This window comes from Streptomyces sp. NPDC091387, assembly GCF_044756945.1.
GTDB lineage: Bacteria > Actinomycetota > Actinomycetes > Streptomycetales > Streptomycetaceae > Streptomyces.
Window position 1 is genome coordinate 432669 of the sequence record NZ_JBIVTZ010000005.1, and the last position, 16696, is coordinate 449364.

At 71.9% G+C, this 16696-nt stretch carries 18 protein-coding genes; 1 reads left to right on the plus strand and 17 read right to left on the minus strand.

The window, feature by feature from the left end:
* Window positions 1-63 precede the first annotated feature (63 nt).
* The 7 genes from der to ACIQM0_RS13625 form a co-directional block, all read right to left on the minus strand.
* Complete coding sequence (der, locus tag ACIQM0_RS13595) at window positions 64-1533, minus strand: ribosome biogenesis GTPase Der (RefSeq protein WP_385345502.1); 1470 nt, start codon at window positions 1531-1533, stop codon at window positions 64-66.
* Between the two features lie 64 nt (window positions 1534-1597).
* Window positions 1598-2260 carry a lysophospholipid acyltransferase family protein gene (locus ACIQM0_RS13600; RefSeq protein ID WP_363025431.1) on the minus strand — a complete coding sequence of 221 codons (663 nt, stop codon included), beginning with the start codon at window positions 2258-2260 and terminating at the stop codon, window positions 1598-1600.
* Window positions 2257-2973: a (d)CMP kinase gene (cmk, locus tag ACIQM0_RS13605; RefSeq protein ID WP_401286091.1), complete on the minus strand. Its 717-nt coding sequence runs from the start codon at window positions 2971-2973 to the stop codon at window positions 2257-2259. The genes ACIQM0_RS13600 and cmk overlap by 4 nt, the downstream gene beginning before the upstream one ends.
* 301 nt (window positions 2974-3274) lie before the next feature.
* On the minus strand, window positions 3275-4360 hold the full coding sequence (locus tag ACIQM0_RS13610) for a prephenate dehydrogenase (protein ID WP_401286092.1): 1086 nt from the start codon (window positions 4358-4360) through the stop codon (window positions 3275-3277).
* Window positions 4357-4719 carry a chorismate mutase gene (gene aroH / locus ACIQM0_RS13615; RefSeq protein ID WP_362965575.1) on the minus strand — a complete coding sequence of 121 codons (363 nt, stop codon included), beginning with the start codon at window positions 4717-4719 and terminating at the stop codon, window positions 4357-4359. Before aroH ends, ACIQM0_RS13610 begins: the two co-directional genes overlap by 4 nt.
* Window positions 4720-4770: 51 nt before the next feature.
* On the minus strand, window positions 4771-5403 hold the full coding sequence (locus tag ACIQM0_RS13620) for a TetR/AcrR family transcriptional regulator (RefSeq protein ID WP_401286093.1): 633 nt from the start codon (window positions 5401-5403) through the stop codon (window positions 4771-4773).
* Between the two features lie 4 nt (window positions 5404-5407).
* Complete coding sequence (locus tag ACIQM0_RS13625) at window positions 5408-5770, minus strand: DUF1304 domain-containing protein (protein ID WP_401286094.1); 363 nt, start codon at window positions 5768-5770, stop codon at window positions 5408-5410.
* 84 nt (window positions 5771-5854) lie between these two features.
* Between ACIQM0_RS13625 and ACIQM0_RS13630 the strand changes: the two genes are divergently transcribed.
* Window positions 5855-6562 (plus strand): DNA polymerase beta superfamily protein, encoded by a 708-nt coding sequence (locus tag ACIQM0_RS13630; protein ID WP_401286095.1) that lies wholly within the window; start codon window positions 5855-5857, stop codon window positions 6560-6562.
* Between the two features lie 39 nt (window positions 6563-6601).
* On the opposite strand, the gene ACIQM0_RS13635 is transcribed toward ACIQM0_RS13630, so the two are convergent.
* From ACIQM0_RS13635 to ald, 10 genes are all read right to left on the minus strand, one after another.
* The gene (locus tag ACIQM0_RS13635) at window positions 6602-7390 is read right to left on the minus strand and encodes a DNA polymerase beta superfamily protein (RefSeq protein WP_401286096.1); all 789 of its coding nucleotides are present in this window, start codon (window positions 7388-7390) and stop codon (window positions 6602-6604) included.
* Between the two features lie 3 nt (window positions 7391-7393).
* On the minus strand, window positions 7394-8416 hold the full coding sequence (locus tag ACIQM0_RS13640) for an ADP-ribosylglycohydrolase family protein (RefSeq protein WP_401286097.1): 1023 nt from the start codon (window positions 8414-8416) through the stop codon (window positions 7394-7396).
* The gene (locus tag ACIQM0_RS13645) at window positions 8413-9147 is read right to left on the minus strand and encodes an NUDIX domain-containing protein (protein WP_401286098.1); all 735 of its coding nucleotides are present in this window, start codon (window positions 9145-9147) and stop codon (window positions 8413-8415) included. The genes ACIQM0_RS13640 and ACIQM0_RS13645 overlap by 4 nt, the downstream gene beginning before the upstream one ends.
* Window positions 9144-10223, minus strand: a complete 1080-nt coding sequence (locus ACIQM0_RS13650; protein WP_401286099.1) for an AAA family ATPase — start codon at window positions 10221-10223, stop codon at window positions 9144-9146. The genes ACIQM0_RS13645 and ACIQM0_RS13650 overlap by 4 nt, the downstream gene beginning before the upstream one ends.
* A gap of 133 nt (window positions 10224-10356) precedes the next feature.
* Window positions 10357-11586 carry a pseudouridine synthase gene (locus ACIQM0_RS13655; protein WP_401286100.1) on the minus strand — a complete coding sequence of 410 codons (1230 nt, stop codon included), beginning with the start codon at window positions 11584-11586 and terminating at the stop codon, window positions 10357-10359.
* Window positions 11586-12233, minus strand: a complete 648-nt coding sequence (scpB, locus tag ACIQM0_RS13660; protein WP_401286101.1) for an SMC-Scp complex subunit ScpB — start codon at window positions 12231-12233, stop codon at window positions 11586-11588. Before scpB ends, ACIQM0_RS13655 begins: the two co-directional genes overlap by 1 nt.
* Window positions 12230-13324 (minus strand): segregation and condensation protein A, encoded by a 1095-nt coding sequence (locus ACIQM0_RS13665; protein WP_401286102.1) that lies wholly within the window; start codon window positions 13322-13324, stop codon window positions 12230-12232. The genes scpB and ACIQM0_RS13665 overlap by 4 nt, the downstream gene beginning before the upstream one ends.
* Window positions 13325-13401: 77 nt before the next feature.
* Window positions 13402-13992 (minus strand): hypothetical protein, encoded by a 591-nt coding sequence (locus tag ACIQM0_RS13670; protein WP_401286144.1) that lies wholly within the window; start codon window positions 13990-13992, stop codon window positions 13402-13404.
* The gene (locus tag ACIQM0_RS13675) at window positions 13989-15107 is read right to left on the minus strand and encodes a ParA family protein (RefSeq protein ID WP_123468964.1); all 1119 of its coding nucleotides are present in this window, start codon (window positions 15105-15107) and stop codon (window positions 13989-13991) included. Before ACIQM0_RS13675 ends, ACIQM0_RS13670 begins: the two co-directional genes overlap by 4 nt.
* Before the next feature lie 401 nt (window positions 15108-15508).
* Window positions 15509-16624, minus strand: coding sequence for an alanine dehydrogenase (gene ald, locus ACIQM0_RS13680; RefSeq protein ID WP_401286145.1), 1116 nt, complete (start codon window positions 16622-16624; stop codon window positions 15509-15511).
* Between the last annotated feature and the right edge of the window lie 72 nt (window positions 16625-16696).

The window sequence follows — 16696 nt, forward strand, 5'->3', positions numbered from 1 at the left end:
CGTGAGGCCCCGGGAGGGGACGCGGTCCGGGCGCTCGCGCACCGGGACCGCGTCGTCCGCTGTCTACTTGTTGCGGCCGCGCTTCTCGCGGACCCGTACCGAGATGTGGATCGGGGTGCCCTCGAAGCCGAACTCCTCGCGCAGCCGGCGCTCGACGAAGCGCCGGTAGCCGTGCTCCAGGAAGCCCGAGGCGAAGAGCACGAAGCGCGGCGGCTTGGTGCCCGCCTGGGTGCCGAAGAGGATACGGGGCTGCTTGCCGCCGCGGATCGGGTGCGGGTGGGAGGCGACGATCTCGCCGAGGAAGGCGTTCAGCCGGCCCGTCGGAATACGGGTCTCCCAGCCGGCCAGCGCGGTCTCGATCGCCGGGACCAGCTTCTCCATGTGGCGGCCGGTGAGGGCCGAGACATTGACCCGCGGGGCCCACGCGACCTGCGCGAGCTCCGTCTCGATCTCACGCTCCAGGTAGTAGCGGCGCTCTTCGTCGAGGGTGTCCCACTTGTTGAAGGCGACGACGATCGCGCGTCCGGCCTCGACGGCCATGGTCACGATGCGCTGGTCCTGGACGCTGATCGACTCGCTGGAGTCGATCAGGATCACGGCGACCTCGGCCTTCTCCACGGCCGCCGCGGTACGCAGCGAGGCGTAGTAGTCCGCGCCCTCCTGGAGGTGGACCCGGCGCCGGATACCGGCCGTGTCGATGAACTTCCAGGTGATGCCGCCGAGCGTGATCAGCTCGTCGACCGGGTCACGGGTGGTGCCGGCCTGCTCGTTGACGACGACCCGGTCCTCGTTGGCCACCTTGTTCAGCAGCGAGGACTTGCCGACGTTCGGACGGCCGATCAGCGCGATCCGGCGGGGGCCGCCGAGGGCGGTGCCGAACAGTTGGGCGGGCGCCTCGGGGAGCGCCTCCAGGACGGCGTCCAGCATGTCGCCGGTGCCGCGGCCGTGGAGCGAGGAGACCGGGTGCGGCTGGCCGAGGCCGAGCGACCAGAGCGCGGTGGCGTCCGCCTCGCCGCTCTGCCCGTCGACCTTGTTGGCGCAGAGCACGACGGGCTTGCCGGCCCGGCGCAGCAGCTTGACGACGGCCTCGTCGGTGTCGGTGGCGCCGACCGTGGAGTCGACCACGAAGACGACCGCGTCGGCCGTCTCGATGGCGTACTCGGCCTGAGCGGCGACGGAGGCGTCGAGCCCCAGCACGTCCTGCTCCCAGCCGCCGGTGTCGACGACCTTGAAGCGGCGGCCCGCCCATTCGGCCTCGTAGCTGACGCGGTCACGGGTGACGCCCGGCTTGTCCTGGACGACGGCCTCGCGGCGGCCGATGATCCTGTTCACCAGGGTCGACTTGCCGACGTTGGGGCGGCCGACGACGGCGAGGATCGGAAGCGGTCCGTGACCGGCCTCACCGATCGCGCCCTCGACGTCCTCGGGGTCGAACCCCTCCTGCGCGGCGAGCTCCATGAACTCCGCGTACTCGGCATCGCCAAGCGCTCCGTGCTCGTGGTCCGAGCCGCCGGAGTGAATCTGGTCGTTCATGAAGTCCGTTCCTCTTTGCATCATCATCGATGGACCACGCAGCACGCGGTCCACTACTCAAGTCTTACTCAGCACGCCCGGTGAGGCGTCTGGCCTGCTCCAGGTGGCCGGTCAGCCTTCCCTGGATCCGCACGGTCGCCTCGTCCAGCGCCTTGCGCGTCCGCCTGCCGCTCCGGTCGCCGGCCTCGAAGGCCTCCCCGAAGACGACATCGACGCGGCTGCGCAGCGGCGGCAGCGCCGATATCAGCCGTCCGCGCCGCTCGGTGCTCCCCAGGACGGCCACGGGCACGATCGGCGCCCCGCTGCGTACCGCGAAGTACGCGAGCCCGGCGCGCAGCGAGGCGAAGTCTCCTTCGCCCCTGGTGCCCTCGGGGAAGATCCCGAGCACCCCGCCGTCCCCCAGCACGCCGAGGGCGTGGGTGATGGCGGTGCGGTCGGCGGTCGTACGGTCCACCTTCAGCTGACCGATTCCGCGCAGGAACGGGTCCAGGGGGCCGACGAACGCCTCTTTCTTGATCAGGAAGTGGACGGGCCGCGGCGCGGTGCCCATCAGCATCGGACCGTCGACGTTGTGCGAGTGGTTCACCGCGAGTATGACGGGTCCCGAGGCGGGGACCCGCCACGCGCCGAGCACGCGGGGCCTGAACAGCCCGTACATCAGCCCGATCCCGATGCCGCGCCCGACCGCCGCTCCGCGCAGGGTGGGGGCAGGCGTGGCTGGGCTCACTTCGCGGCCTGCTTCTCCCCGACGAGGGTGACGACGCACTCGATGACCTGCTGGAGGGTCAGCTCGGTGGTGTCCACCTCGACGGCGTCGTCCGCCTTGGCGAGCGGTGAGGTCTTGCGGCCGGAGTCCGCGGCGTCGCGCTTGATCAGCGCCTCCTTGGTGGCGGCGAGATCGGAGCCCTTCACCTCTCCGCTGCGGCGGGCGGCGCGCGCCTCCGGCGAAGCGGTCAGGAAGATCTTGATGTCGGCGTCGGGCAGCACGGTCGTGCCGATGTCCCGGCCCTCGACGACGATGCCCTTCTCCGCGCCCTGGGCGATGGTGCGCTGCAGCTCGGTGATCCGGGTGCGCACCTCGGGGACGGCGCTGACGGCGCTGACCCTGGAGGTGACCTCCTGCGTGCGGATCGGTCCGGAGGCGTCCTCGCCGTCGACGGTGATCGTCGGGCCGGTGGGGTCGATGCCGGAGACGATGACGGGCTTGGCGGCCGCGGTGGCCACCTCCACCGCGTCGTTCACGTCGATGCCGTTGTTCAGCATCCACCAGGTGATCGCCCGGTACTGGGCACCGGTGTCCAGATAGCTCAGGCCGAGCTGGGTGGCGACGGCCTTGGACGTGCTGGACTTGCCGGTGCCGGAGGGCCCGTCGATGGCGACGATCACTGCGGCCGGGGCGGTCCGGGCGGCGGCGCTTGCGGTTTCCACGGTGGTGGACACCTTCCTGGTACACGGGGTGGGCGGGACGGGACGCGCGAACCCGCCCCGCACAAGGTTACCGAGTGCGGGCGCGGGCCCGACCACCCCTGTGGAAAAGTGCCTCCGGACCGGGTGCCGCAAGGGCCGGGAGGCGGCCGCTGGGGCCTGTATTGGGTTGTCCCGCGGAAGGAGGAGCGGGGTTGGGTGCGTGCGGTCGCAAGGCGCCGGAGCGCCCTGGTAGCTCCGCTACCAGGGCGTTTCGGCAACGCTGCGAGCGTGCGTGCCCAGCCCCGTGACGCCGCGGGACAACCCAATACAGGCTCTAGGGCCGGATCGACCAGCCGCGCTCGCGCAGGGCGGCGCTGAGGCCCGGGGCGGCGCTCGGCTCGACCATGAGCTGCACGAGACCCGCCTGCTGGCCGGTGGCGTGCTCGATCCGGACGTCCTCGACGTTGACCCCGGCCCGGCCCGCGTCCGCGAAGATCCCGGCCAGCTCGCCCGGCCGGTCGCTGATCAGGACGGCGACGATCTCGTACGAGGCGGGGGCCGCCCCGTGCTTGCCCGGCACCCTGACCCGGCCGGCGTTGCCTCGGCGCAGGACGTCATGGATGCCTTCGGTGCCCTCGCGCCGCTTGTCCTCGTCGGCGGACTGGAGCCCGCGCAGCGCGGCGACGGTCTCCGCCAGATCGGTGGCGACCCCGGCCAGGACGTCGGCGACCGGTCCGGGGTTGGCGGAGAGGATGTCCACCCACATCCGGGGGTCGGACGCGGCGATCCTGGTGACGTCCCTGATGCCCTGGCCGCAGAGGCGTACGGCGGTCTCGTCGGCCTCCTCCAGCCGGGCGGCGACCATCGACGAGATCAGCTGCGGGGTGTGGGAGACGAGGGCGACGGCCCTGTCGTGGGCGTCGGCGTCCATGACGACCGGGACGGCCCGGCAGAGCGCGACGAGTTCCAGGGCGAGGTTGAGCACCTCGGTGTCGGTGTCGCGGGTCGGGGTGAGGACCCAGGGGCGGCCCTCGAAGAGGTCCGCGGTGGCGGCGAGCGGACCGGAGCGCTCCTTGCCGGCCATGGGATGCGTACCGATGTACGGGGTGAGGTCGACGCCCAGCGCTTCGAGTTCGCGGCGCGGGCCGCCCTTGACGCTGGCGACGTCGAGGTAGCCGCGGGCGACGCCGCCGCGCATGGCGGTGGCGAGCACGGACGCGGTGTGCGCCGGCGGTACGGCGATGATCGCCAGGTCGGCCGGGCCCTCGGGCGCCTCGTCGGTGCCCGCGCCGAGCGCGGCGGCCGTCCGGGCCGACTCCGGGTCCTGGTCGACGAGGTGGACCTTGATGCCGCGCCCGGCGAGGGCGAGGGCCGCGGAGGTGCCGACGAGGCCTGTTCCGATGACAACGGCGGTTCTCACTGGGCGATGTCCTTGCGAAGGGCGGCGGTGGCGCCGAGGTAGACGTGGGCGATCTCCGACTTGGGGAGATAGGTCTCGATGTGGGCGAGGATCCGGACCACCCGGGGCATCGCCCCCTCGATGTCCAGCTCCTGGGCGCAGATCAGCGGTACGTCGACGATACCGATCCCGCGTGCGGCGGCGGCCGGGAAGTCGCTGTGCAGGTCGGGGGTGGCCGTGAACCAGATGCTGATCAGGTCGTCCGCGACGAGGCTGTTGCGCTCCAGGACGGTGGTGAGGAGGGCGCTGACCTGCTCGTCCATGTGCCCGGCCTCGTCCCGCTCCAGCTGGACGGCTCCGCGGACCGCTCGTACCGCCACGTCGTGCTCCTTGCTTGTCCGTAGGCTCCGTGCGCCTGTGTTCCGGCTGTTTCAGCGTAGAGGGGCGGTGCGGTCCCGCGCCGGGGTGCCCTGTCCGTGAGACGCGGCGGTGGCGTGCACGGCGGTCAGCATCCGCCAGATCCTTCCGGCGAGCTGTGCGGGGGTGGCGTCGACGCGCCCGTGGACCCAGTCGGCGAGGACCCCGGCGAACAGCCCCGCCACGGCACTGGCGATGACGTCGGCTCCCGTCCCCGCCGGGCGGCGGCGGGTGAGTTCGTCGAGGCTGCGCGCCCTGAGTTCCTCGTGCAGCAGCTCGCCGAGCGGTCCGCCGCCGCCGGTGCCCAGCAGGCTCCGGTAGACCTCGGCGCGGTCCCGGACGGCGCCCAGCAGGCCGGTCAGCTCCGCGGGCGGCGCGTCGGGCCCCGGCGGCGCCCCGTCCCAGGCGTGCAGGGCGTCCACGGCCTGCCGGACGATCTCGGCGCAGGCGTCCACGGCGAGGGTGCGCAGATCGTCGTAGTGCAGGTAGAACGTGGCCCGGCCCACTCCGGCCCGGCGGACGACCTCGGACACGCTGACCCGGTCGAGCGGCTGCTCCTCGCACGCCGCGAGGAGCGCGGCACGCAGCCTGCCGCGGGTCCGTGCGGTACGCGGATCGCCGCTGCCCGCGGTCGTCGCCGGCGCCACGGGTTCAGCCCGCCGTCAGGACGAGCACGAGGGCCGCGGCGGCGGGGACCGCCTGGACGAGGAGGATCTTCCGGCTGACGGTGGCGGCGCCGTACACCCCGGCCACGACCAGGCAGCAGAGGAAGAAGATCTGCGCCGGACGGGCGACGGGGTCGCCCGCGATCAGGCTCCAGACGAGCCCGGCGGCCATGAACCCGTTGTAGAGCCCCTGATTCGCCGCCAGCGGTGCGCTCTCCCGGGAGAACTCCGGTGTCGTGGCGAAGACCTTGCGGCCGCGCGGGGTGTCCCAGAGGAACATCTCGAGGACCAGGAAACAGGCGTGGATCAGCGCGACGAGCGCGACCAGCACCTGGGCTGCTGTCTGCATGGTGAGGACCTGACGACCTTCCGCGTCGACCCGCGTCGACTTCCTGGACAACTGTACAGGAAGTAGCTCGCGTACCCTCCCCGCATGATCACTCCCTCCGACGAGGCGCTGGTGCGCGACCACACCGTGTACTCCTGCGTGATGGGCTCGCGCGCCTTCGGGCTCGCCACGGACGGCAGCGACACCGACCGGCGGGGAGTCTTCCTCGCGCCGACCCCGCTGTTCTGGCGGTTCGACAAGCCTCCGGCCCATGTCGAGGGACCGGCCGATGAGCAGTTCTCCTGGGAGCTGGAGCGCTTCTGCGAACTGGCGCTGCGCGCCAACCCCAATGTGCTGGAGTGCCTGCACTCGCCTCTGGTGGACCGGGCCGACGCGACCGGCCGCGAGCTCCTCTCGCTGCGCGGGGCGTTCCTGTCCCGGCAGGCCCACGGAACGTTCGTCCGCTACGCGCTGGGCCAGCGCCGGAAGCTGGACGCGGACGTACGGCAGTACGGGGCGCCGCGCTGGAAGCACGCCATGCATCTGCTGCGGCTGCTGGCGAGCGGCCGGGATCTGCTGCGGACGGGAGAGCTCACGATCGACGTGGGCGCGGACCGCGAGGGGCTGCTCGCGGTCAAGCGGGGCGAGGTGCCCTGGCCGGAGGTGGAGCGGCGCATGACGCGGCTGGCCGAGGAGAACGACGCGGCCGCCCCCGCGTCCCCGCTGCCCGCGGAGCCGGACCGGGCCCGGATCGAGGACTTCCTGATCCGGGCCCGGCGGGCGTCGGCGCTCCGGGCACCGGAGGCGGGCTGAGCGCCCCGGCGGCCCCCGGCACGCCCGGCCGGTGACGGCTCAGGCGGAGGGCCGAGCCAGCCGCGCCCGCACCACCAGTGCGTGCAGCGCGTCGAACCCGCCGGGCCCGTCCGGAAGCCCTGACTCCGCCTGCGCCTCGTCGAGCACCCTGTGCAGCGACTCGATGTGCCGGGCCATCTCCGTACGGTCCACGCCCTCCGCGGACCCGTGCTCGGCCTCGGCCTTGGCCGCGATCAGGCCGGGGAGGCAGGCGGGCGCCCGCACCCGGGCGAGGAGAGCCGGCAGCTGGGCCAGCACCTCGCCACTGCGCATCAGGTGGATGCCGGTGAGCAGCGCCCGGAACGTGTAGAGGAGCGGTTTGAGCTCCCCGGTCCGCTCGAAGAGCCGCCACTGGGTGTTCGCGAAGCCCCGGTAGTGATGGGCGTGGTTACGGGTGAGGACGGTCGGGGCGAGGGCCACCAGCTCCGCGTGCAGCTCGGTCGTGTGCACGACCAACGGGGAGAGCAGCTGCTCCAGTACGTAGCCGTTCGGCTTCAGCATCAGCCGGACGAACTTGCGCAGGTCATGGGTGACGAGGTCCATCTCCACGCCGTCCCGGTCCCACATCCGCGAGCGGGTCTCCTGCGGCTCGCGCAGCCCGACGAGATCCTCGGCGGGCAGGAGGTGGACCCCCCGCAGGTCCACGTCCGAGTCCTGGGAGGGGAACCCGTACAGGTGCGCGCCGGAGACCGTGGCGAACAGCAGGGGGTACCGCTCACCGGTGACGACCGGGCCGAGGTCGGTGACCGGCAGCCCGGCGTTCTGGAGGTGTGTCATGTCCGTACCCATGGCTCAAGAGTCCCAGAGCGCCCCCAGTGACAGCAGGTCGCTGCGGTACTCGATCCGCTCCGACCACTCCTTGGGCCAGGCCCCCGAGCCCAGGTGCGCCCCGGCGAGCGCGCCGGTCAGGCAGCCGAGCGAGTCCGAGTCGCCCCGGGTGCAGGCAGCACGGCGCAGGGCGGTGACCGGTTCGTCGGGGAAGAGCAGGAAGCAGTGCAGGGCCGTGGCCAGGGCGTCCTCCGCGACCCAGCCGTCACCGGTCGCCTCGCAGGGATCGGTCTCCGGGGACGGGTCGCGCAGCGCGTCCTGGACGCGTTCCAGCGCGGTGAGGCACTCCTCCCAGCCCCGCTGGATGTAGAGCTCCGGCGAGGAGTCGCCCGCGTAGCGCCAGAGGTCGCCGAGCCAGCGCGTGAGGTAGTGACTGCTGTTCTCGTACGCGTAGCTGCGCAGCTGCCCGATCAGGCCCACCGGTTCGGCGCCCTGCGCCAGCAGGTACACCGCGCGGGCCATCAGGTCGGACGCGGCGAGCGCGGTCGGGTGTCCGTGGGTGAGGGCCGCCTGTAACTGGGCGGCCCCGGCGCGCTGTTCGTCGCTCAGTCCGGGCACGAGTCCGACGGGCGCTACCCGCATGTTGGCGCCGCACCCCTTGGAGCCGGTCTGGCTGGCCTCCTGCCAGATCCGGTCGCTGTCGAGCATCCGGCAGGCGGTCATGCAGGTGCGGCCGGGGGCGCGGTTGTTGTCGGGCGAGTGGTACCAGTCGACGAACTCGTCGCGCACCGGGCGCACCAGCCGCAGCGGGGTGAGCAGTCCGCGGTCCATGGCGGCGCGGATGCCGCGCCCCAGGGCCAGGGTCATCTGGGTGTCGTCGCTGACGACGGCCGGCCTCGACAGCCGCATCTGGCGCCACGGCCCGCACTTGGCGAGGATCGAGGGGACGTTGTTGAACTCGGTCGGGAAGCCCAGGGCGTCGCCGAGCGCGAGCCCGGTCAGCGCACCGGTGGCGGCCTGTTTGGTGATGGTCCTGGTCACGATCACGTACTTCTTCCTTCCGGTCGCAGCAGTGGAGGGTGCAGGGCGGTCGCGGCGCCCGCCCGGTAGAGGGCGGCCGGTTTCCCGCGTCCGCCGGTACGGCGCGGTGACCCTTCCACGGCCTGGACGAAGCCGGGCGTGGTGAGGACCTTGCGCCGGAAATTGGGCCGGTCCAGCTCGACGCCCCAGACCGTCTCGTACACCTGCTGGAGCTCCCCCAGGGTGAATTCGGGCGGGCAGAACGCGGTGGCCAGACAGGTGTACTCGAGTTTGGCGCCGATCCTGATCTGTGCGTCGGCGAGGATGCGGTCGTGGTCGAAGGCGAGCGTGCCGAGCTCTGCGGCGTCCCACCACCCGGCGCTGGCCGCGTCGCCGCCGCCTTGCGGTTCGGGCAGATCGGGTACGAGCGCGGCGTAGGCCACGGACACGACGCGCATCCTCGGGTCGCGGTCCGGGTCGCTGTAGGTCCTGAGCTGTTCCAGGTGGAGGGCCGAGACGATGTCCTCGCTCAGCCCGGTCTCCTCGGCCAGCTCCCTGCGGGCCGCACTCCCGGCGGACTCGCGGGGCAGGACGAAGCCGCCGGGCAGCGCCCACCGGCCCTTGTACGGGTCCTCGCCCCGCTCGACGAGCAGGACGTGCAGGCGGGTGTCGCGGACCGTGAAGACGGCCAGGTCGACGGTGACCGCGAACGGTTCGAAGGCGTGCGGGTCGTAGCCCTCGGGGACGGCGCCGCTCATCGCCGCTCCGGGAGGGGCGGGGCGAAGTCCCAGCCCTGGGCGAGCAGGGCGTCGACCGCCTCGACGGCCGTGGCGAGGCGCTCTTGGCGGCTTCCGGTGAGTTCGATGAAGTTCCTTCCGGTACGGGTGAGTTCGGCGCGGTAGCGGTCGGTCATCCAGGGCCGCAGCTCCTCGCCGTCGCGCAGCCCGTCGTCCTCGAAGGCGACGCCCTCGTGGTCGGTGAGCAGCCACAGGTGATGGGTGACCCGGTCGGCCGCGCGCTCGACGAGCGGGTTGCGGCCGCCGACGTACCGCTCGTGCCGGACCGTGGTGGCGAAGGAGTCGGTGTCGCAGACGAGCACCGGGGATCCGGTGCGGGCGGCCGCCTCCTCCCGGGCGTTCTGGACCTCGGCCATCAGCGGGAAGTCGTCGGTGGTGAGGACGACGTCCTCCCACTGGGCCCGCGGCCACCGGGCGCGCAGCGCGGCCAGCTTCTGTTCGCCGAACTCGCGCCCGTACTCGGCGACGTACCCGGTGAGCGCCCAGACGCCGCCGCGCCGGCGGTAGTGGGCGGCGAGGGCGCGGGCCAGGGTGGTGGTGCCGGTGGAGTCGGCGCCCAAAACGACGACCCGGCGGGTGAGCGCGGCCCGTACCGGCGGTTCGAGGAAGTCCCAGCAGCCCGCGGGGTCCTCGCGCACAGCGGTACCGCAGACGGGGAAGACCGTGCGGCCGGGGTCGACGCGGACGGGCTCGGCCCCCAGGCGGCGGGCGAGTGCGTCCCCGTACGGCTCCGAGGTGAAGACGGCGTCCACGGGCTCGGGCACGGCGGTGGTGAGTGCGGCCAGGCGGGCGTCCCGGATCGCGGGGTCGTGGGGTTCCGTCCGGGTGTCGTCGACGGCGCCCACCACCGTCACGTCCGGGTGAACCTCGCGCATCCAGGCGACCCGGTCGGCGAGCGGGACGGATTCCGCCGAGGCGGCGCGGACCAGCACGGTCAGCCGCTCGCAGCGGTCCTGGGCGGTCCGGACGAGGTGGTGGTGGCCGGCGTGCGGCGGATAGAACCTGCCGAGGACCAGTCCGTGCGCGAAACGGTTCATCTGCCCCCCGTCCCTTAATGGTCATTCTGACTATAAAGGTCGAACGCGGGTAGCAAAAGGCCCGCGACCGGTTCTGTCCGAAAATCGGAGTACAGGAACCGGCCGCGGGCCGTGGGCCGCGGGTGCGGGCGGTCTACAGACCGACCTCGCGCATCAGCATGCCCACCTCGGTGTTGGTGAGCCGGCGCAGCCAGCCCGACTTCTGGTCGCCCAGCGGGATCGGTCCGAACCCGGTCCGCACCAGCCGCTCGACCGGGAAGCCGGCCTCGGCCAGCATCCGGCGGACGATGTGCTTGCGGCCCTCGTGGAGGGTCACCTCGACCAGATAGTTCTTGCCGGTGTTCTCGACGACGCGGAAGTGGTCGGCGCGGGCGTACCCGTCCTCCAGCTGGATGCCGTCCTTGAGCCGCTTGCCCAGGTCGCGCGGGAGCGGTCCCTGGATGGCGGCCAGGTAGGTCTTCTTCACGCCGTACCGGGGGTGGGTGAGACGGTGGGCCAGCTCACCGTGGTTGGTGAGCATGATGATGCCCTCGGTCTCGGTGTCGAGCCGGCCGACGTGGAAGAGACGCGTCTCACGGTTGGTGACGTAGTCGCCGAGGCACTGGCGGCCGTCCGGGTCCTCCATCGAGGAGACGACGCCGGCCGGCTTGTTCAGCGCGAAGAACAGGTACGACTGGGTGGCCACGGTCAGGCCGTCGACCTTGATCTCGTCCCTGTTCACGTCGACGCGCATGCCCTGCTCGACGACGATCTCGCCGTTCACCTCGACGCGGGACTGGTCGATCAGCTCCTCGCACGAGCGGCGCGAGCCCATTCCCGCACGGGCCAGCACCTTCTGCAGGCGCTCGCCCTCCTCCTCGGCACCCGGGTTGGTCCTGGGCGTCTTGATCTCGGGCTTGTCCGCGTACCTGTCGCGGTTGCGCTGCTCGATCTTGGCGTCGAGCTCGCGCGGGCGGGCGGGGGCACCGTACGGGGCACGCCGGCCGCCGCTCTTGGAGCCGCTCGTCGCCGCCTTCGGGCCGCCCTTGGCGCCGCCGCGGGCCGCCGCGCCGCGCCCCTTGCGGGTGCCGCCGTCGCCGCCCGGCTTGTCGTTGCCGACGTCGTAGCGGCGCTCCTCGGGCCTGGGACGGCGGGGGCGCTCCTCCTGCTTGTCGTCGCGACCGGATCCGGAGACCCGGGGGTTCGGGTTGCCGGTCCTGCCGCCACCGCCACCGCTGCGGGCGCCGCCGCTGCTGCCGCCACTCCTGCCGGCGCCGCTCCTGCCGCCGCCGCTACCGCCGCTGCCGGCGCTCCGGTTGCCGCCGCTGCCGCCGCTCCTGCCGCCGCCGCTGCCGCTTCCGCTGTTCCTGCCACTGCTTCGCATCAAAATTCCGTCTTGTCGTCTGCGTGAGTATCCGGGGTGTCCGGTGCGTCCGGATCGAACGACGGCACACCCTCTAGCGTCTCAGCCTCGATCGCGTCCGCCTCTGGGAGGAAGGGCGCGAGCTCCGGGAGCTCGTCCAGGCCACGCAGGCCCATTCGCTCCAGAAAGTAGTTCGTCGTCCTGTACAGGATCGCACCTGTTTCGGGTTCCGCGCCCGCCTCCTCCACCAGCCCCCTCTGCAACAGGGTCCGCATGACCCCATCACAGTTCACTCCGCGCACCGCGGAGACCCGGGAACGGCTCACCGGCTGCCGGTAGGCGACCACCGCGAGGGTCTCCAGCGCGGCCTGGGTGAGACGGGCGTGCTGGCCGTCCAGGACGAAGCCCTCGACCGCCGCCGCGTACTCCGGGCGGGTGTAGAACCGCCAGCCGCCCGCGACCAGCCTGAGGTCGAAGCCGCGGCGCTGCACGGTGTACTCGTCGGCCAGCTCGCGCAACGCGTCGGCGACGGCCCGCCCGGGCCGCTCCAGCACCTTGGCCAGGTGCTCCTCGGTGGCGGGCTCGTCCACGACCATGAGGACGGCCTCCAGGGCGGGCTTGAGATCGAGGTCCGCGACGGTGGAAACGGTGACGTCCTGCTCGCTCATGCCTTCACACCCTGCTGCTCGTCCCGCACGTGCGGTGCCTCCTGGTCGAACTCGTCCGTCACGAGGGGCTCGGCCCCCGGCTCACCGGCCCAGCGCACCATGAGCTCCCCCAGCGCCTCGTCCTGGTCCAGGACGACGGCCTTCTCCCGGTAGAGCTCCAGCAGCGCGAGGAACCGGGCGACGACGGTGAGGGTGTCCGGAGCGTCCTCGGTCAGCTGCTGAAAACTGATCTCCCCCGCCTCCCGCAGCCGCGCCATCACGATCCCGGCCTGCTCGCGCACGCTGACCAGCGGGGCGTGGATGTGGTCGATGTAGACCTGCGGCCGGGGCCTGGGCTGCATCGCCTTCACGGCCAGCCGGGCGAAGCCCTCGGCCCCGATGCTGATCACGACGTCGGGCAGCAGCTCCGCGTGGTGCGGTTCCAGTCCGACGGTACGGGGGAAGCGGCGGCCCTCCGATTCGAGGCGGGCGCTGAAGATCTCGGCGACGCGCTTGTACGCGCGGTACTGCAGCAGCCGAGCGAAGAGCAGGTCCCTGGCTTCGAGCAGCGCCAGGTCCCCCTCGTCCTCCACCTCTGCGGTGGGCAGCAGCCGGGCGGCCTTGAGGTCCAGGAGGGTCGCCGCGACGACGAGGAACTCGGTGGTCTGGTCCAGGTCCCAGTCCGGCCCCATGGCCCGGATGTGGACCATGAACTCGTCGGTGACCTTGGACAGGGCGACCTCGGTCACATCCAGCTTGTGCTTGGAGATGAGCTGGAGCAGCAGATCGAACGGCCCCTCGAAGTTCGCCAGCCGAACGGTGAAACGACCGTCGTCGGCCGCGGGGGCGGGGACGGCGGCAGCAACAGGGACGGTGATCTCGATCGCGGGGGCCGGGGTGTCCGGGGGCTCCGGAGCGTCGTCCGGTGCTTCCGGTGCGTCCGGTGCTTCCGGGAGCGTTTCACCGGCTTCGGCGGAGGGGGGCGGGGGCGGGACGGCGGACTCCGCCTCCGCGCACTCGTCGTTCCCCGCCCGTCCGGGCACGGGCCCGCCCCCCGGCCCGCGGCCCAGCGGGCGGCGGGTGGTGCGGGCGGGCTCGTCGGGTGGGGGCATGAGGATCCAGGGTGCGGCGGGACACGGGCGACGGACGGCGGCCCGCCCTCCGGGGCAGGCTACCGGCGCCGCGCCCGTCAGCGGCCGCGCAGCCGCCGTACGAGGATGCTCGCGTCGCCCCGCGACTCCAGGTCGGCGAGGACGACGGCGACCGCCTCACGGACGATCCGCCCGCGGTCGATGGCCAGCCCGTGTTCGCCGCGCAGCACCAGCCGCGCGTGTTCGAGATCCATCAGCTCCTCGGCGGAGACGTAGACCGTGATCTTCTCGTCGTGGCGCTCCCGGCCGCTGGGCCGGCGGTTCGCACCGCGCCCGCCACCGCGTCTGCGCTGCTGCTGGACGACGGGTGCGGGAACCGGCTCCTGCGAGGACGGCGGCTGCGGACGGCGTCCGGCCTGCGCGGCCACCGCCATCCGGTCGTTCTCACCGCCGCGGCTGCGCGAATCGCCCGCGTCGGCCCTGGCCGTGGCGTGCTCCTCCTGCGTGGCGGGAGCCGTCGCCTCGGAGCCCGGCCCCGGGGCGTCGGCCCCGGAGTCGTTCTCGCCGGCCGTCGGTGCGGGCACCCGGGACTCGCCGTTCGCCTTGCGCCGCCGTTCCGCGGGGGACGAGGACTGCAGCCCCATCCCCCCGGTGGTACGGAACAGTTCGTCGGCCCCCGGCAGACTCACTCGGCGTGACACCGGGCGAGCACCTCCCTGGCGAGCTGGCGATAGGCGGCGGCACCGACCGAGTTGGACGCGTACGTGGTGATGGGCTCGCCGGCGACCGTGGTCTCCGGGAAGCGCACCGTGCGCCCGATGACGGTGTGGTAGACGTGATCGTCGAAGGCCTCGACGACGCGTGCGAGGACCTCGCGGCTGTGCACCGTACGGGAGTCGTACATGGTGGCGAGGATGCCGTCCAGCTCCAGTTCCGGGTTGAGCCGTTCCTGGACCTTCTCGATGGTCTCGGTGAGCAGCGCCACGCCTCGCAGGGCGAAGAACTCGCACTCGAGCGGCACTATCACCTTGTGCGCGGCCGTCAGGGCGTTCACGGTGAGCAGGCCCAGCGAGGGCTGACAGTCGATCACGATGTAGTCGTAGTCGGCCATCAGCGGCTTCAGGGCGCGCTGCAGCGTGGATTCCCGGGCGACCTCGCTGACCAGCTGGACCTCGGCCGCCGACAGGTCGATGTTGCTCGGCAGCAGGTCCATGTTGGGCACGGCGGTCTTCAGGAGGACCTCGTCGGCCGCCATGCCCCGCTCCATGAGCAGGTTGTAGACGGTGAGGTCGAGTTCCATCGGGTTCACGCCGAGACCGACCGACAGGGCTCCCTGCGGGTCGAAGTCGACGAGCAGGACGCGCCGTCCGTACTCCGCGAGCGCGGCGCCCAGGTTGATGGTCGACGTGGTCTTGCCCACGCCGCCCTTCTGGTTGCACATCGCGATGATCTTCGCGGGACCGTGATCGGTCAGCGGGCCCGGGATCGGGAAGTAGGGCAGGGGCCGGCCGGTGGGGCCGACTCGCTCGCGGCGCTGCCGGGCGGCGTCGGGCGCGAGAGTGGCCGCGTACTCCGGATCGGGCTCGTACTCGGCGTCGGGGTCGTAGAAGCGCCCCTGGGGCGCCTCGTCGAAGTCGGCGAAGTGGGCGGTGTCCCGGCCACTCTCGTTGCCGGCCATGGCGTTCACGTGTAGGCCGTCCATCATCTGGGGGGCTGTCGTCATGTGCTGGTGGGTGGCGAAGGTGCGGACAGCGACGGAGCCGACAGCCTCCAGCCCGTTCGGGCTCTGGCCCCGTGCAGGCATCCCTGGTTGAACACCCCCGGGAGTAAATGTCGACTCATTCACAAGTCGTCTTACCTCCTTGGACGTGACCAGGAAACTTATCGATAGGTCAGCGTGGCACCATGCCGACGATTGGCGACTCTATGGCGTGTCACCGCTCCGCAGCAACACAATCCGCCGGACCCGGCCCGATGTGTCGGCAATCGAACACCCCTCTGTCAAGGGTGCGCAGCCCCTCGGGCGCGCTTTTCACGGGTGCACGAAACGGTTAAAGGGTTACGTTCGAGACGAGTTGCGCGGGGCCCGCGGGAGCGCGGACACACGTCCGGCCGGACCTTGCTCGGCAAGGTCCGGCCGGACGCACGAGGTTGACGGGACGCGGAAAGGAACCCCTCCCACGCCCGCCGGGAGGTGGGGAACCGTCAGCCGAGAAGCGTGCTCAGTTCGACGTGGTCGAGGCCGTGCGCCTCCGCCACCTCGCGGTAAACGACCTGCCCGTCATGGGTGTTGAGGCCCTTGGCCAGTGCGGCGTCACGGCGCAGCGCCTCGGCCCAGCCCCGGTTCGCGAGCTCCACGATGTAGGGCAGCGTCGCGTTGGTGAGGGCGTACGTGGAGGTGTTCGGCACCGCGCCCGGCATGTTGGCGACGCAGTAGAAGACCGAGTCGTGAACCATGAAGATCGGCTCGGCGTGCGTCGTCGGGTGGGAGTCCTCGAAGCAACCACCCTGATCAATTGCAATGTCGACAAGTACACTTCCGGGCTTCATCTTGGCGACGAGCTCGTTGGTGACCAGCTTCGGGGCCTTCGCGCCGGGGATCAGTACGGCGCCGACGACCAGGTCCGCCTCGACGACGGCCTTCTCCAGTTCGAAGGCGTTGGAGACGACCGTCTGCACCTTGGTGCCGAAGATCCGGTCGGCCTCGCGGAGCTTGTTGATGTCCTTGTCGAGCAGCGTGACGTGGAAGCCGAGACCGACGGCGATCTGGGTGGCGTTCCAGCCGGAGACACCGCCGCCGATGATGACGGCCCGCCCGGCGGCCGTGCCCGGGACACCACCGGGCAGCACGCCGCGGCCGCCGACCGAACGCATCAGGTGGTACGCGCCGACCTGTGGGGCCAGCCGGCCCGCGACCTCGGACATCGGGGCGAGCAGCGGCAGCGCGCGGTTCGCGGTCTCGACGGTCTCGTAGGCGATGGCGGTGGTGCCGGACTCCAGCAGCGCGTCGGTGCACGCGCGGGAGGCGGCGAGGTGAAGGTACGTGAAGAGGGTCTGGCCCTTGCGGAGGCGGTGGTACTCCTCCGCGACCGGCTCCTTGACCTTCAGCAGCAGGTCGGCGATGGCCCAGACCTCGTCGGCGGTGGGCAGGATCCGCGCCCCGGCGGCGACGTACTCCTCGTCCGTGATGGAGGAGCCGGCCCCGGCGCTCTCCTCGACGACGACCTGGTGGCCGTGACGGACGAGCTCGTGCACACCGGCAGGCGTGATCGCCACGCGGAACTCGTTGTTCTTGACTTCGCGGGGGATGCCGACCTTCACGTCGATCACGGTCCTTGACTCAGAGGGTTACCGGGCACAGCGGCACATACCCGCATATACGCAGCGTAAATG

Bases quoted from the DNA above. Each gene is read 5' to 3' on its own strand.
- der (WP_385345502.1), bottom strand. From the start codon at position 1,533: ATGAACGACCAGATTCACTCCGGCGGCTCGGACCACGAGCACGGAGCG.
- ACIQM0_RS13625 (WP_401286094.1), bottom strand. From the start codon at position 5,770: ATGCAGACAGCAGCCCAGGTGCTGGTCGCGCTCGTCGCGCTGATCCAC.
- ACIQM0_RS13630 (WP_401286095.1), top strand. From the start codon at position 5,855: ATGATCACTCCCTCCGACGAGGCGCTGGTGCGCGACCACACCGTGTAC.
- ACIQM0_RS13635 (WP_401286096.1), bottom strand. From the start codon at position 7,390: ATGGGTACGGACATGACACACCTCCAGAACGCCGGGCTGCCGGTCACC.
- ACIQM0_RS13645 (WP_401286098.1), bottom strand. From the start codon at position 9,147: ATGAGCGGCGCCGTCCCCGAGGGCTACGACCCGCACGCCTTCGAACCG.
- ACIQM0_RS13650 (WP_401286099.1), bottom strand. From the start codon at position 10,223: ATGAACCGTTTCGCGCACGGACTGGTCCTCGGCAGGTTCTATCCGCCG.
- ACIQM0_RS13655 (WP_401286100.1), bottom strand. From the start codon at position 11,586: ATGCGAAGCAGTGGCAGGAACAGCGGAAGCGGCAGCGGCGGCGGCAGG.
- scpB (WP_401286101.1), bottom strand. From the start codon at position 12,233: ATGAGCGAGCAGGACGTCACCGTTTCCACCGTCGCGGACCTCGATCTC.
- ACIQM0_RS13665 (WP_401286102.1), bottom strand. From the start codon at position 13,324: ATGCCCCCACCCGACGAGCCCGCCCGCACCACCCGCCGCCCGCTGGGC.
- ACIQM0_RS13675 (WP_123468964.1), bottom strand. From the start codon at position 15,107: ATGCCTGCACGGGGCCAGAGCCCGAACGGGCTGGAGGCTGTCGGCTCC.